We start from the raw sequence: 13,154 nt of genomic DNA on the forward strand, positions 1-13,154 counted from the left end.
CATGCGTGAGGTACTGGAGGAACTAGCTCGACGGCCAGCCTGCCTCGATGCTCGAGAGCACCTCGGAGGTGGGGGTACCGTTGACCCAACTGACGATCCCCTTGAAGAACGTTCCCGCTCCCACCGCACCCGGCATCAGGTCGGAGGCGTCGAAGCGGAACGTGGTGTCGGGGTCCTGCAGGATCCTGATCGATTCAGCAAGGATCGGGCTGTCAACGAGGTCAGGGTCGACCCCATTGTTGGCGCTGATGCCGCCGCCGATCGAGACGAGGCTGTTCGCCCATTCCGGGGTGGAAAGGTATTCCTGAACGGCTTGGGTGTCGGCGTCATCGGTGAAGGCACCGACGATCTCGCCACCGCCCGTGACTGCCTGGCCACCGGCTTCGATCGACGGGGTCATGAACGCCCAGATGTCCGAATCCGGGCCGACCTTCCCGCCGGCGTCGCCGAGGAATCCGTCGAAGAAGGATGCCTGGTGGGTCAGCGCGCAGGTGCCGTCAACGATGGGGGCAGCGACGTCACCGAACGGGACGCTGTTGATCGATTTCACGTCGCCAAACCCGGCATTCACGTAGGCCGGGTTGAGCAGGATCTCTCCCACGGAGTCAAAGGCTTCCGCGATGGCCGGGTCGGTGAACGGAACCTCGTTAGCCACCCACTGGTCGTAGACGTCCGGGCCGGCCTGGCGCAGGACGAGGTCTTCAATCCAGTCCGTTCCCGGCCAGCCGGTGGCATCACCGGAACCGAATCCGGCGCACCACGGCTCCGTTCCGGTCGTCTCCTGAATGGTCTGCGTCAGGGCGAGCAGGTCGTCCCAGGTTTCGGGAACCTCAACCCCCCATTCCGCGAACTTGGTGGGCGAGTACCAGATGAAGCCCTTGAGGTTTGCTTTGAACGGAGCACCGTAGAAGACATCGTCGACGGTACCGTAAGCCTTCCAGTCTTCCGACCAGTACTCGTCGACGTTGGCTTCGACCGCGGCCGGAGCCGGCTTGATGAAGTCACGGCTGGCCAGGTCTGCCAGCAGTCCAGGCTGGGGGAAGATGCCGATGTCGGGAGGGTTGCCGCCCTGGGCACGAATAGAGATCTGGGATTCGAACTCCTTCGACGATTCGTACTGAATGTCGATGTTGTTGTCTTTCTCCCAGTCAGCCCACGATTTCTCGAGCTGCTCGGCCTCGAAATCGGCGATGGTGCTGTAGACGGTGACGACACCGTCGCCCTCGGCTCCGGCGTCATCGGCTGTTGAACCGGGGCCGCCGGAACAACCGGCCAGAGCCAGACCAGCAATCGCCGCCATGGCAATCGGTGCTGTAATTCGACGGTGCAGGGAAGGCCGCATCTTGTTTCTCCTCATTGAGTGGTACCGAATCGGTGGGTAACGGCGGGGACCGGGTGCACTCGAGTTAGGGCATGACTCGACCAACCTCCGGAACCGGTTTGACCACAAAGTACGATGCGGTTTAGCAATTGGCAAGGTTGGAACTGTAACAAGATGACAAAGATCGCGAATTCGTCACTTCTCTGAACAACAAAAGGGGCGCCGTCTCCTTACGGAAACGACGCCCCTTGCGCGCTGACCGGCCCGAAGGCCCGTCGGCTACGCCTCAATCAGAGCCCCTGCGGGGCGCAGATTACTTGAGGGTAACGGTTGCGCCGGCCTCTTCGAGGGAAGCCTTAGCCTTCTCGGCAGCGTCCTTGGCAACGCCCTCGAGGACGGTCTTCGGCGCGCCATCGACAACGGCCTTGGCCTCGCCGAGGCCCAGGCTGGTGAGCTCGCGCACAACCTTGATGACCTGGATCTTCTTGTCGCCGACGGCGTCAAGGATGACGTCGAACGCGGTCTGCTCTTCGACCTCTTCAGCAGCAGCGGCGGGGCCAGCGGCTCCGGCAGCGGCGACGGGAGCGGCTGCGGTGACCTCGAAGGTCTCCTCGAACGCCTTGACGAACTCGGAGAGCTCGATGAGGGTCAGGCCCTTGAACTGCTCAAGCAGGTCTTCAGTGGAAAGCTTTGCCATGATGTACTCCTATAGTTTCTAAAAAATTCGTGAACCGTGAACGGGCAGGTGCCTAGTTCGCGGACTCCTGCTTCTCACGCAGCGCGTCGATGGTGCGAACAGCCTTCGACAGCGGTGCCTGGAAGAGATAAGCGGCTCCGAACAGCGATGCCTTGAAGGCGCCGGCCAGCTTGGCCAGCAGCACCTCGCGGGACTCGAGGTCGGCAAGCTTGCCAACCTCCGCTGCGGTGAGCGGGTTACCGTCAAAGTAACCGCCCTTTACCACCAGGAGAGGGTTTGCCTTGGTAAAGGCACGCAGGGTCTTCGCGACGGCGACGGGGTCTCCGTGTACGAAGGCGATAGCGGACGGACCGACAAGTTCCTCGTCGAACGAGGTGATGCCGGCCTTGTTGGCCGCAATCTTGGTGAGCGTGTTCTTTACCACGGCGTACGTGGCGTCCTCACTGATGGACGTGCGCAGGCTCTTGAGCTGCGCAACAGTGAGACCGCGGTACTCGGTGAGCAGAACGGCGGTCGAGCTTTCGAATTTCTCCGTAAGCTCGGCGACCGTTGCTTCCTTGTTCGCCATGGTGCTCCTCATTAATAATCATGTGCCGGGTAGCCCGGGGCGCAGACATGAAAAAAGCTCCAGCGCAAGGCGCCGGAGCTTGGGGAACAATCCAAAAGACTGTAACTGAACTTCGAACACCTGCGCGGGCCGTTCACGTGAATGAACCTTCGTCTGCACTTCTGTCTCTCGACATAGCGCAGCAACCGGCGGTCTGTGGCTGAGGACCACTGTACGGCACGGGTCGGGCGCGTGCAAATCAGGGGCGGCGGCATCCGTTGGAAAGATGATTGACATCCATCAACTACTTATCTATCGTTGATAGTTGTCAATCATTTGAGGAGTCGCATGAGCCGCGCCAACCGTACCCAGCGGGAACCCATCAACGAGGGCTCGATGACCCATCGTCAGGTGCTCGAAGCACTCTCGGGCCTGCTGCTGGGCATGTTCGTGTCGATTCTGGCCAACACCGTCGTGAGCACCTCGTTGCCGCTCATTCTCAGCGATCTCAAGGGTTCGCAGTCCGCCTACACCTGGGTGGTCACGGCCACCCTGCTGGCCACGACGGTCAGCACGCCGATCTGGGGCAAATTCGCCGACCTGTTCAACCGCAAGCTGCTCATTCAGCTGGCCCTCGGCGTGTTCGTGATTGGCAGCGCGCTCGCCGGTTTCTCGCAGGATGCCGGCACGCTCATCGCCTTCCGCGTATTGCAGGGCCTCGGCGCCGGCGGTCTGGTAGCCCTCAGCCAGATCATCATGGCCGACATCATCAGCCCCCGCGAGCGCGGCCGCTACGCCGGCCTGTTCGGCGCGGTCATGGCCCTCGGCACCATCGGCGGCCCGCTGCTCGGCGGCGTCGTGACGGATGCCTTCGGGTGGCGCTGGAATTTCTTCATCGCCCTCCCGGTGGCGATCGTCGCTATCGTGCTCTTGCAGCGCACCCTGCACCTGCCGCCTCGCGTGAAGCGGGTCGTGCGCATCGATTACCTCGGCGCCGCGCTCATCACGAGTGGTGTTTCGCTCCTCCTGATCTGGGTGACGCTGGCCGGTTCGCAGTTCGAGTGGCTCTCACTGACTTCGTGGGCCATGGTGATCGGCGCCGCCGTTCTGCTCGTCGTGGCGATCATCGTGGAGTTTCGTGCGCCGGAACCGATCATTCCGCTCAGCTTGTTTCGCAACCACACCTTCAGCCTCTCAACCGTTGCGAGCCTCGCGGTGGGTGTCTCGCTGTTCGGCACCTCGGTCTACCTCAGCCAATACATGCAGCTCGCCCGCGGCGCCACGCCCACCCAGTCGGGTCTCCTCACGATTCCGATGATGGGAGGCCTGCTCATCTCGTCGACCCTGTTCGGCACGGTGATCAGCCGGCGCGGAACCTGGAAGTCGATCATGGTCTCCGGCTCAGTGCTCATGCTCGCCGGCACCACCCTGCTCGGCACCCTCGATGTGAACACGAGTCTCGTCTTCGTCGGCGTCTATATGTTCATCCTCGGCGCCGGCGTTGGCATGGTCATGCAAAACCTCGTTTTGGTCGTGCAGAACACCATCGAGGTGCGGCACCTCGGCGTGGCCACGAGCTCGGTGACCTTCTTTCGTAGCCTCGGCGGGGCGGTCGGCGTCTCGGTGATGGGCTCCATCCTCGGCAGCGTCGTCGCTACCCAGATCACGAGCAGCGTCGGCAACCTCAGCCCAAGCAATCAAGCGGATGCCGGCCGGCTGCTCGGCGACGGCGTCATTCCACAGGTGAATCTGCTGCCCGATGTGCTGCGCATCATCGTGGAAACGGCCTACGGCTCCGGCGTCGGCACGATCTTTTTGATCAGCGCACCGCTGGCCCTCGTCACCCTGCTCACGGTGTCGCTCCTGCCGAATCATGCTCTCGGAACGGAGACCGGCATCGATCGGGCCCACGATACGGCGTTGGTTTCGGCGCCGGAGGCCATGCCGTGAGTGACGTGGTGGAACCGCTCCTGGTGGAGGGCGACAGCCCTGAGCTGACCCGCGTCGAGGCGCAGATGGCCATGCTGGCATCGCACATTCGGGTCAACACGCGTTCGACCGCGGCCGTGATCGACCCGACGCTTGAGCCTTTCGGACTGGCCCTGCTGCGCGTGCTCGCCCGACGCGGTGAAACGCATGCCGGCGTCGTCGCCGATGTGCTCGCGGTGGATCGCAGCATGATCAGCCGCCAGGCGAAGCTGCTCTGTGCGCTCGGGCTGGTCGCGACCCGAGTCGACCCGCTCGACGGACGCGCCCGCTTTCTGGCCCTGACGGCCCACGCCGAGGAGAAACTCGCCGAGGTGCGCCGCAATCGCACGGCCCTCGTGCACCGGCGCCTCAGCCGGTGGACGCCCGCTGAGCTGGACCAGTTCGCCACCCTGCTGGAACGACTGAACGAACCCGACTAGTGTGCTTCGGCAGCACCGGCGAGCGGCAGCTCGACCCGAAACTGGGTACGGCCGGGCTGGCTGTCGACGGTGACCGCGCCGTGGTGCGCGGCGACGACCGCTGCCACGATTGCCAGGCCGAGGCCGGTGCTGCCCGTTCCGCGAAAACGTGAGGTGTCGCCGCGGGCGAATCGTTCGAACAGGGTGTCGGTGAGGGACTCGGGAATGCCCGGACCGTTGTCGGTCACCGTGATCACAGCTCGGTCGCCGACGGCTTGCAGCGCGACGATGACTTCGCTGCCGGCATCCGTATGCACTCGCGCGTTGGCGAGCAGGTTCGCGACGACCTGACGCAGGCGCGGTTCGTCGCCGATCGCCTCGATCGGTTCATCGGGCAGCTCGAGGTTCCAGACATGATCGCGGCCGGCCGCGTGCGCGTCGTTCACAGCGTCGACCAGCAGCACGGTGAGGTCGACCGGTTGCTGTTCGAGTTCGCGGCCCTCGTCGAGCCGGGCCAGCAGCAGCAGGTCTTCGACCAGGCCGGTCATGCGCACCGACTCGGATTCAATCCGGCCGAGCGCGTGGATCGTGTCGGGCGGCAGATGTTGGCCGCTGCGACGGGTGAGTTCGGAGTAGCCACGGATGGAGGCGAGCGGGGTGCGCAATTCGTGACTCGCGTCGGCGACGAACTGCCGCACCTTGCGTTCGCTGGTCTGCCGCGCCTCCAGGGCGAGGTCGACGTGGTCGAGCATGCGGTTAAGGGCGGCGCCGACCCGGCCCACTTCGGTGCGCGGATCGGTGTCGCCGGCCGGAACCCGATCATCGAGCGCAACCTCGCCGCGGTCCAGGGGCAGTTGCGCCACCCGGGTGGCGGTCGCGGTCACGCGTTGAAGCGGACGCAAGGCCAGCCGCACCACCCAGGCGGCGATGATGGCCACGACGATGAGTCCGGCGAGCGAGACGAACGTGATGATCAGGGCCAGCTGAGCTGCTGTGGCCGCGACGCCGGACAGCGGCAACCCGACCAGATAGAGGATGCCGGTGCGTGAGGTGTGCGCCTGCAGGCGGTACTCGCCGAGTTCACCGCCGAGATCGACCGTGACCGGGGCCGACTGGTTCACCTGGTCGGCGAGCAGTTGCACCTGATCGCCGGAAAGTTCTTCGATGGCACCGCTCTGGTCGTCGGTGTAGCCGGTCGTGATGGTCGTTCCGTCATAGACGAGGGCGAGCAGGCCGGGGGGCTGGGCAGGGCCACCGAGGATACTGTCGGCCGCCGGCATACCGAAGTAGGGAGATTCGGGGGTATCGCCGAACCGGTCGCCATCATTGTCGCCGCCGCCGAGCACCACGCCGGAGCGCTCGACAGCTGAGGCGAGTTGCACGTCCAGGCGGTCGATCAGTGAGGCGCGGAGAATGACAACGCTCACCACCCCGATCGTGACGCTCACGAGTGCGAGCAGCGCGACGACGGTGAGCACGAGGCGCCGCTGCAGGGTCCAGGGCGCTCGGGGCCGGCGGCGCGGCATCCGCTTTGGTCGAAGCCCTGGCATCAGGCGGTCTTGAGCATGTAGCCGGCACCGCGCACCGTGTGAATCATCGGATCGCGACCGGCATCGATCTTCTTGCGCAGGTAGGAAATGTAGATTTCGACGACGCTCGACTTGCCGCCGAAGTCGTAGCTCCAGACCCGGTCGAGAATCTGCGCTTTGCTGAGCACCCGGCGCGGGTTGCGCATGAGAAAACGCAGCAGTTCAAACTCGGTCGCGGTCAGTTCAATGGCCGAACCGTCACGAAAAACCTCGTAGCTGTCTTCGTCGAGGGTGAGATCGCCGACGGTGATGCGCGGGTCGGTCGAGTCGGCCACAGCTAGGGTGGAGCGGCGAATGAGGCCGCGCAGCCGGGCGACGACCTCTTCGAGGCTGAACGGTTTGGTGACATAGTCGTCGCCGCCCGCGGTGAGCCCCGCGATGCGATCGTCGAGCGAATCCTTGGCGGTCAGAAAGAGCACGGGGGTTTCGTAACCGTCGGCGCGCACCCGCTGCAGCACCTGCAGGCCGTCGATGTCGGGCAGCATGATGTCGAGCACGATGGCGTCCGGGCGGAAGTCGCGGGCGATGGTGAGCGCCTGGCGGCCCTCACCGGCGGTGCGCACCTCCCAGCCTTCGTAGCGCAGGGCCATCGAGAGCAGGTCGGTGAGGGTCGGTTCGTCGTCGACGACCAGCACCCGGATGGCGCTGCCATCAGCTTTGGTCAGCCGCGGGCCGTGGCCGGTGTGGGTGCTCTCACGTCTGCTCATTCTGACGAGTATCCGGCAGTTATCTATGAAGTAGCTATGAGTGCGCCCTCGGAAGCCTGAGGCCCCAGCTAGGCGGTCAGTGCGGCCAGAAGCGCCGGCGCCGGCACGAGCGCGTGGCGGCCAGGCACGACCAGCCGCTGGCAGCCGTCGAGTTCCACCTGGATCGCGGTGTCCAGCCGGGTGCCGGCGCGCTCTGGCCAGATCACCGCAAACCGGGTGGGGTCGGTACTGCACTCGGGTGCCTGCAGAGCGGATGCTGCGGCGGGAAGCAGCGTTGCAGCATCCGGTGCCAGGGTGGTCGCGCCGTTAAAGGTGCCGAACCGCAGGCGCATCATGCCGGTGAGCGCTTCGTCGTCAATGCCTTCGATGGAGTCGAGTTCGGAATCGGCGGCCGGAACGACCGTGTAGAAGCAGACACTCGCCCCGTCGACGCCGGCATACGACGGGGTCTCCGCCGGGGGAACGGGTATCGGCTGCAGGTCCTCGCCGACCGCGCCGAAATAGGTCTGTAGGCTCGTGACGCCGAACAGCAGCGACAGCTCGGGCGTGCTCGTGCTCATGGCGCAGCCGGCGTCGAGGGCATCGCGACCGATCTGCAGCACGAGCGGCAGCACCGTCGTTTCGGTCAGCTCGAGCATTTCGAGCGCTTTCAAAGTCGCCGGCTTGGTCTTGCCGCAGGAAGTGCGCGGCCAGGCCAACCGCAGCGCTTCACCCGCCGCGTTTTCGAGCCAGAGTTCCGGAACGATCTCCATGTCGGCGGTGCAGACCTGGTTGAGGCCGGGCTGGTCGTTGGGTTCGGCGAGCGCCGCGAGCAGTGCGTCGAAGTTGCCCGTGCGGGTCTCGACGGTTACGGCCGACCAGCGGCCCTCCGCGTCGTCGACGCTGCCGTAAAAGTTGCAGCGATAGGCCGCGACCGGTTCGAAGCCGGCCGGAACCATGCCTGGCGCGGGGGCGTCGGGACGCGTGGCGGTCAGATCGGTCTGGGCCGGGACCTCGGCCGGAAAGACCATTCCGTTGTTATTGAGGTTGGGCGCCTGGCAGTCGACAGCGGCGCCGAGCTGCGCGACCGGGGTGTCGGTGGCGGCGGGGTAGCCGGGCAGGCCGGCGCATCCGCTCAACAGCACGGTCAGTGTGACCAACCCGGCGAGCGCGGCTGATCGCATTGTGCGAGCTGAGTGTGCAATCTGTGACATCGTTGATCCCCCGATTGGTAGCCGTGCCCCCACGCTAGCGAACTCCGGTCTCTTCGCGATAACGATTCTCACCTGAGCGGATGCGCCGCTCAGGCAGCCGGGCTCACTCGGCGTCGAGCAATCGGGCGGCACCCCGTGGCGGTGGCAGGCCGGGCGGGCGCGCGGGCACACAATAGAGGAGTGCCGAATTCCACGCTGTCCCTCTTCGACCTGGACCAGCCCTCGACATCCGCTTCTCTGCCCGCGCCGCACACGCTGCGCATCGTCGCCGACTCCACCGACCGGGTGGCGTGGATGCGGGCGCGCAATCAGGGCATCACGGCAACGGATGTCGCGAAGCTGTCCACCCCGAAATCCATCGTCAATGCGGCGCGGGACAAAATGCACGGCACGAGTTTCGCCGGCAATAGCTACACCGACCACGGCCGGGCGCGCGAGCCGGTGATCGCCGCGTGGGTGTTGGAGAATTACGGCATTGAGCCGAGTACCAACCTTTTTCGGTCGCTCGGGCACCCGCGGCATCTGGCGACACCCGACGGAGTCGGCGTCGTGGCCGGCGGCGACCTGCACCTGTGTGAGATCAAGACCACGAGCAAGCCGTGGCGCAGCATTCCCCGCAGCTATCTGCGACAGGTGTGGTGGCAGCAATATGTGCTCGGCGCCGACCGCACCCTGCTGGTCTGGGAAGAACACCTCGACTTCGTGCCGGTCGCGGCCGTGCCGCAGTTTCGCTGGATCGAGCGCGATGAAGACCAGATCGCTATCCTGGTCGGCCTGGCCAACGCCCTGATCGACAACCTCGACCAGCAGGCTCGACGCTAGCCCTCCTCTCCTGTTACCGGGCCCGGGCCCGGTCGCTGGGACCATGATCTATCACGGGCCCGCTTTCCGGGCCCGGGCCCGGAAAGCACTGACGGGGCGGGATGCAGCAGAATGGTGGGCATGGCCCCTGACTTCGAACTTCCGCCGACCATGCGCGCCCTCGTCATCGACGAGACCGGCGCCCCCTCGCGGCTGCACCTGGCCGAGCGGCCGCTGCCCCGGCAGATTTCCGACGAGGTGCTCGTCAAGGTCGTCGCCGCCGGCCTCAACCCGATCGACGCCAAGACCCGCTCCGGCAAGGGCGTCGCGGCCGCGATCGAGAGCTATCCGGCCATTCTCGGCAACGATTTCAGCGGCGTCGTCGTGCGCTCGGCCTTCGAGGCCTCACCGCTTCAGCCCGGTGACGCCGTCTACGGCCTGTGCCGGGTGCCGCGCACCGGCGGCAGTTTCGCCGAGTACGTCTCGGTGTCGAGCATGAGTGTCACCCGCAAACCGGCCAGGCTCAGCCATGCCGAAGCCGCCGCCGTTCCCATCGCCGCCCTCACGGCCTGGGGCATGGTCAAGCTGGCCGGGGCTGCCCCCGGGCAGCGCATGCTCGTGCACGCCGCAGCGGGCGGCGTCGGCCACTTCGCGGTGCAGTTCGCCCGCGCTCTGGGCGCCCACGTGACCGCCACCGGATCGACCCGCAACCTCGACTTTCTGCGCAAGCTCGGCGCCGACGAGGTCATCGACTACACCACCACCCGCTTCGACGACGTCGTGCACGACCTCGATTCGGTCATCGACCTCATCGGCAACGTGCACGACAACACCGGCACCCGCTCCCTCACCGTGCTGCGGCCCGGGGGGTTGCTCGTGAACGCACCAACCGGCAGCTGGCCGACCATGGCAGCGGATGCCGCAGCCGCCGGCCGCCGCGCGACCGGTTTCAAGGTGTCCCCCGACGCGCGCGCCCTCGACGAGATCTCGAAGCTCCTCGACGCGGGCGTCGTGCGCGTACACGTCGACGCAGTGTTCGAACTCGCCGACGGCGCCGCAGCCCACCGACTGATCGAGGAGGGTCACACTCGCGGTAAGATCGTGCTGCGCGTCTCGTAGCGGGCATCGGCATCCGCTGCCCGCCAGCCGGGACCGCCGGGATCTAGATTTCGTTCCGTTCTCGGCGACGGCGGAACGTCAAAAGCAGGCCCAGACCCAGCAGCAGAACGCCCCGACGATGGCGGGAACGGGTAGGTCAACCCCGGTCCCGGACAGGGCGGCTGGCCGCGGCGCCGCTGACGAAGCCCCCAGAACGGCGACGAACACTCCCGTGTCGGCGCAGGCCGACGACGAAAACGGCCCAGCGACCGCGTCCCGCAGGGCCACCACGAGGCCCAGATTCGCCGTCTCGTTCGGCCCGGTCAGCCCGGTCACGTTCATCATGTCGATGCTGACCTCGGCTCGCGGCGTCGCGCCAGCGGCGAGCGGCTGAACCGGCGCGAGCACCGCACAATCGGCGTCGCCCGCGAACGTCGCGGTGGGCGCGGTCAGGTCGGCAGGGATCGTGACGCCCAGGGTGAGGTACTGATTCAGCCCAGCGGATGCCCCCTCTGCACTGCGCAGACTCACCCGCACTACCGCAGACTGGTCGCTCGGGTTGTGGATCCACAGGGACGCCCGCATCGACCCATTCGGAATCAGCGTCACGTACACGTCGAACAAATCGGTCGGCAGACTGCTCGCGAAGTGCACCCCGTCCGAGCTGACCTGCACGTCGCCGACCCTGAGGCTGGTGGCCAGACGGTCACGCGGCGCGGCCGCCACTGGCCTGGGCGACACCGAGTTCGCCGATGCCGGCCCGGGCGCCCCGGCCAACAACGCGAGGAATACCAGCAACAGCACCGAGGTCGCGGCGCCCAGCAGGCGAACGAAGCGGAGGCCACGCACACGGAAACCGCCGACAAAAGGCTGGGCATAACGTGGCTGCATGGTCGAGGAGCACCGACTTTCGGGGGTAGACATCGATCAGACCGCCACGCGGCGATGGGCACCGCGAGGGCGAGGACGGGCGGCGCGGAGCCCAGCGACGAGCCTCACGGTCGAGTAACCGAGCAGCGCCACGGCCACTGCCGGAATGATCACCGCGCGGCTCGCCCCGTTGACGAAGTTGTTGGCATAGCCGATCAGCGGAACGGAATACCAGAGTCGCCCCTGAATCTGGGCTGCGAGCACGAGGTCGGGATCGGGAAGACTGTTGTTGTCTCCCTGAAACTGAAAACTCCGGGTACCGTCCGTGGAGGAACTGATCGCGATGATGCGGTGGGTGATCACCGCCGGCTCGCCCGAGTGCATTTGATAGGTCGCGACATCCCCGATCACGAGGTCGTCGGTGTTGACCGGGTCGACCACGATCAGGGTGCCGGGCGGCAGGTGTGGCTCCATTGAGCTCGTCAGCACCGTCAACGGCGTTGCGCCCGTGAGCTTGGGCACGACAACCAGCACGGCGAACAGCATGACCACGAGCAGCAGAAGCGCCCCGCTGATAGCAACGCTGAGCGCGTGAACGATGCCCTTCGGAGCGTTGGTCAGGGGTATCGATGCGGGGATCATCCGTTCGCCGCCGTCAGGGTGAATTGCTGGGAGGCCGCCGCAGCGCACGGCTGCACCTTGAGCGCCGTTCCTGCTGTGTTGGCCGGCACGTACGCGCAGTCCGGTTTGTTTTTGTTGGGCCCGATGGTGAACCGATAGACACCATTGCCCACCAGGTCGCCGCTCCACTGTTGGCCAGGTTCCGTCGCGTCGCCTACTGCCACCACGATCGTCTTGAACCCCGGGGTCGGGCGCTGCCAGACCAGTCCGGGTGCGTCTTTCGAGCTAATGAAGGCGCTGTTCGTGCCCTCGTACTTCCAGAGCTGGGTCGCTTTGGTCTCGTCGCAGGCCTCCACCGTGACTGCCCCGTTTGTTCGTGTCGATCCGGTGACGCACAGCGTTCCGCTCTTCACGCGGTACCAGGTAGTTGCGGACGGTGTCGGGCTCGTCGTGACGGACGCCGGCGTCGACTGGTCTGAGAAGTTGCCGGCCGCGTCGACAGCGTCGACGGTGTAAACGTAGGTCGTGCCGACATTGAGTCCGGTATCGGTATAGGTTCTGCCGGCGAGGTCCCCACCGACCCGCTCCCCGTCGCGATAGAGGCGGTAGATGGCGACACCGACGTTGTCGCTGGCGGCCGTCCAGGTGAGTGTGGCGGCGGCATCCGTTGTCGATGTGGCGGTCAGATTGGTCGGCGAAGTCGGCCGGGAGACATCAGGCACAGTCTGTGTCACAGTGACCGACTCTGCCTGGGCCTTCCAATTGGTACCGACGGCCGCGCTCAGATCCAATCGAACCGCGACCTGGCCTCCGGCGTAGGTCGACATCGTCGTGGACGACATCGCGGTGCGCACGCAGAGCACGACGAACCCATTCGCGGCGAGTGACCCGGTCAGCGGCGTTGCGCTCGCCCAGGTAACGACGGTCTGGTTTCCGGGAAGCGTCGTGCTCGCGGTGCAATTGGCCGCGGCGGTGACCGGCCAGGTCGTGACGGTGACAGCTCCGGCGAGCGCCGCGGGCGACGCCACGGCGCTGAACGTCAGCGCATACGCTGCCGGCACGGAGCCGTTCGTGATCGTGATGGGCTTGGTTGTGGTGGAGCTGCCCGTCGTGTAGTCGAATTTCAGCTGGTCGTAATCGGATTGCGCGATGCTGACCTTGCCCGAGGTCACGGATCCCGTGGCGGTCGATGCCGCAGTGGTCCAGGCGGCGTGGGCGGCACCGGAGGCCGCGAGCACGAGAAAGAGTACTGTGCCGAGCAGGGCGGCGGTGCGGCGCTGCCGGCGAGGGCGAGCGGCAGCCTGGTGGCGTGAACGGGTCATG

General features: G+C 65.9%; 13 protein-coding genes. 4 read left to right on the top strand and 9 right to left on the bottom strand.

All coding sequences use genetic code 11. From position 1 onward, the window contains the following. Nucleotides 1–22: 22 nt before the first annotated feature. From BMW72_RS00795 to rplJ, 3 genes are all read right to left on the bottom strand, one after another. On the bottom strand, nucleotides 23–1,342 hold the full coding sequence (locus BMW72_RS00795; RefSeq protein ID WP_092106283.1) for an ABC transporter substrate-binding protein: 1,320 nt from the start codon (nucleotides 1,340–1,342) through the stop codon (nucleotides 23–25). Nucleotides 1,343–1,634: 292 nt separating this feature from the next. After that, nucleotides 1,635–2,018, bottom strand: a complete 384-nt coding sequence (rplL, locus tag BMW72_RS00800) for a 50S ribosomal protein L7/L12 (RefSeq protein WP_092106285.1) — start codon at nucleotides 2,016–2,018, stop codon at nucleotides 1,635–1,637. 52 nt (nucleotides 2,019–2,070) lie between these two features. Then, on the bottom strand, nucleotides 2,071–2,586 hold the full coding sequence (gene rplJ, locus BMW72_RS00805) for a 50S ribosomal protein L10 (protein ID WP_092106287.1): 516 nt from the start codon (nucleotides 2,584–2,586) through the stop codon (nucleotides 2,071–2,073). 327 nt (nucleotides 2,587–2,913) lie between these two features. Between rplJ and BMW72_RS00810 the strand changes: the two genes are divergently transcribed. Together BMW72_RS00810 and BMW72_RS00815 are read left to right on the top strand one after the other, a co-directional pair. Beyond that, nucleotides 2,914–4,515 carry an MDR family MFS transporter gene (locus BMW72_RS00810; RefSeq protein ID WP_134361569.1) on the top strand — a complete coding sequence of 534 codons (1,602 nt, stop codon included), beginning with the start codon at nucleotides 2,914–2,916 and terminating at the stop codon, nucleotides 4,513–4,515. Continuing rightward, nucleotides 4,512–4,973, top strand: a complete 462-nt coding sequence (locus BMW72_RS00815; RefSeq protein WP_092106289.1) for a MarR family winged helix-turn-helix transcriptional regulator — start codon at nucleotides 4,512–4,514, stop codon at nucleotides 4,971–4,973. Before BMW72_RS00810 ends, BMW72_RS00815 begins: the two co-directional genes overlap by 4 nt. Here BMW72_RS00815 and BMW72_RS00820 read toward each other — a convergent pair. From BMW72_RS00820 to BMW72_RS00830, 3 genes are all read right to left on the bottom strand, one after another. Then, nucleotides 4,970–6,478 (bottom strand): sensor histidine kinase, encoded by a 1,509-nt coding sequence (locus BMW72_RS00820; protein ID WP_092106291.1) that lies wholly within the window; start codon nucleotides 6,476–6,478, stop codon nucleotides 4,970–4,972. The genes BMW72_RS00815 and BMW72_RS00820 overlap by 4 nt on opposite strands. Before the next feature lie 23 nt (nucleotides 6,479–6,501). Further along, nucleotides 6,502–7,248: a response regulator transcription factor gene (locus BMW72_RS00825; protein ID WP_092106293.1), complete on the bottom strand. Its 747-nt coding sequence runs from the start codon at nucleotides 7,246–7,248 to the stop codon at nucleotides 6,502–6,504. 68 nt (nucleotides 7,249–7,316) lie between these two features. Beyond that, on the bottom strand, nucleotides 7,317–8,411 hold the full coding sequence (locus BMW72_RS00830) for a hypothetical protein (protein WP_092106295.1): 1,095 nt from the start codon (nucleotides 8,409–8,411) through the stop codon (nucleotides 7,317–7,319). A gap of 324 nt (nucleotides 8,412–8,735) precedes the next feature. Between BMW72_RS00830 and BMW72_RS00835 the strand changes: the two genes are divergently transcribed. Then, the gene (locus tag BMW72_RS00835; protein WP_092106798.1) at nucleotides 8,736–9,263 is read left to right on the top strand and encodes a YqaJ viral recombinase family protein; all 528 of its coding nucleotides are present in this window, start codon (nucleotides 8,736–8,738) and stop codon (nucleotides 9,261–9,263) included. A 120-nt stretch (nucleotides 9,264–9,383) separates the two neighbouring features. Beyond that, the gene (locus BMW72_RS00840; RefSeq protein ID WP_241983968.1) at nucleotides 9,384–10,361 is read left to right on the top strand and encodes an NADP-dependent oxidoreductase; all 978 of its coding nucleotides are present in this window, start codon (nucleotides 9,384–9,386) and stop codon (nucleotides 10,359–10,361) included. Between the two features lie 78 nt (nucleotides 10,362–10,439). On the opposite strand, the gene BMW72_RS00845 is transcribed toward BMW72_RS00840, so the two are convergent. From BMW72_RS00845 to BMW72_RS00855, 3 genes are read right to left on the bottom strand one after another with little or no spacing between them, the layout of a single operon-like run. After that, a complete protein-coding gene (locus tag BMW72_RS00845; RefSeq protein WP_092106297.1) occupies nucleotides 10,440–11,231 on the bottom strand; it encodes a hypothetical protein in 792 nt (263 codons plus the stop codon). Nucleotides 11,232–11,267: 36 nt separating this feature from the next. Further along, entirely contained in the window at nucleotides 11,268–11,852 is a 585-nt protein-coding gene (locus BMW72_RS00850) for a signal peptidase I (protein WP_092106299.1), read from the bottom strand. Further along, nucleotides 11,849–13,153: an RICIN domain-containing protein gene (locus BMW72_RS00855; protein ID WP_092106301.1), complete on the bottom strand. Its 1,305-nt coding sequence runs from the start codon at nucleotides 13,151–13,153 to the stop codon at nucleotides 11,849–11,851. Before BMW72_RS00855 ends, BMW72_RS00850 begins: the two co-directional genes overlap by 4 nt. Nucleotide 13,154 lies beyond the last annotated feature (1 nt).

Origin of the sequence: Cryobacterium luteum (assembly GCF_900110125.1) — a bacterium.
GTDB classification, from domain to species: Bacteria; Actinomycetota; Actinomycetes; order Actinomycetales; family Microbacteriaceae; genus Cryobacterium; species Cryobacterium luteum.

Coding starts and splice junctions, on each gene's coding strand:
- BMW72_RS00825 (WP_092106293.1), bottom strand. CDS start 7,248: ATGAGCAGACGTGAGAGCACCCACACCGGCCACGGCCCGCGGCTGACC.
- BMW72_RS00845 (WP_092106297.1), bottom strand. CDS start 11,231: ATGCAGCCACGTTATGCCCAGCCTTTTGTCGGCGGTTTCCGTGTGCGT.
- BMW72_RS00795 (WP_092106283.1), bottom strand. CDS start 1,342: ATGCGGCCTTCCCTGCACCGTCGAATTACAGCACCGATTGCCATGGCG.
- BMW72_RS00830 (WP_092106295.1), bottom strand. CDS start 8,411: ATGCGATCAGCCGCGCTCGCCGGGTTGGTCACACTGACCGTGCTGTTG.
- BMW72_RS00850 (WP_092106299.1), bottom strand. CDS start 11,852: ATGATCCCCGCATCGATACCCCTGACCAACGCTCCGAAGGGCATCGTT.
- BMW72_RS00855 (WP_092106301.1), bottom strand. CDS start 13,153: ATGACCCGTTCACGCCACCAGGCTGCCGCTCGCCCTCGCCGGCAGCGC.
- BMW72_RS00840 (WP_241983968.1), top strand. CDS start 9,384: ATGGCCCCTGACTTCGAACTTCCGCCGACCATGCGCGCCCTCGTCATC.
- rplJ (WP_092106287.1), bottom strand. CDS start 2,586: ATGGCGAACAAGGAAGCAACGGTCGCCGAGCTTACGGAGAAATTCGAA.
- rplL (WP_092106285.1), bottom strand. CDS start 2,018: ATGGCAAAGCTTTCCACTGAAGACCTGCTTGAGCAGTTCAAGGGCCTG.
- BMW72_RS00810 (WP_134361569.1), top strand. CDS start 2,914: ATGAGCCGCGCCAACCGTACCCAGCGGGAACCCATCAACGAGGGCTCG.
- BMW72_RS00820 (WP_092106291.1), bottom strand. CDS start 6,478: ATGCCGCGCCGCCGGCCCCGAGCGCCCTGGACCCTGCAGCGGCGCCTC.
- BMW72_RS00835 (WP_092106798.1), top strand. CDS start 8,736: ATGCGGGCGCGCAATCAGGGCATCACGGCAACGGATGTCGCGAAGCTG.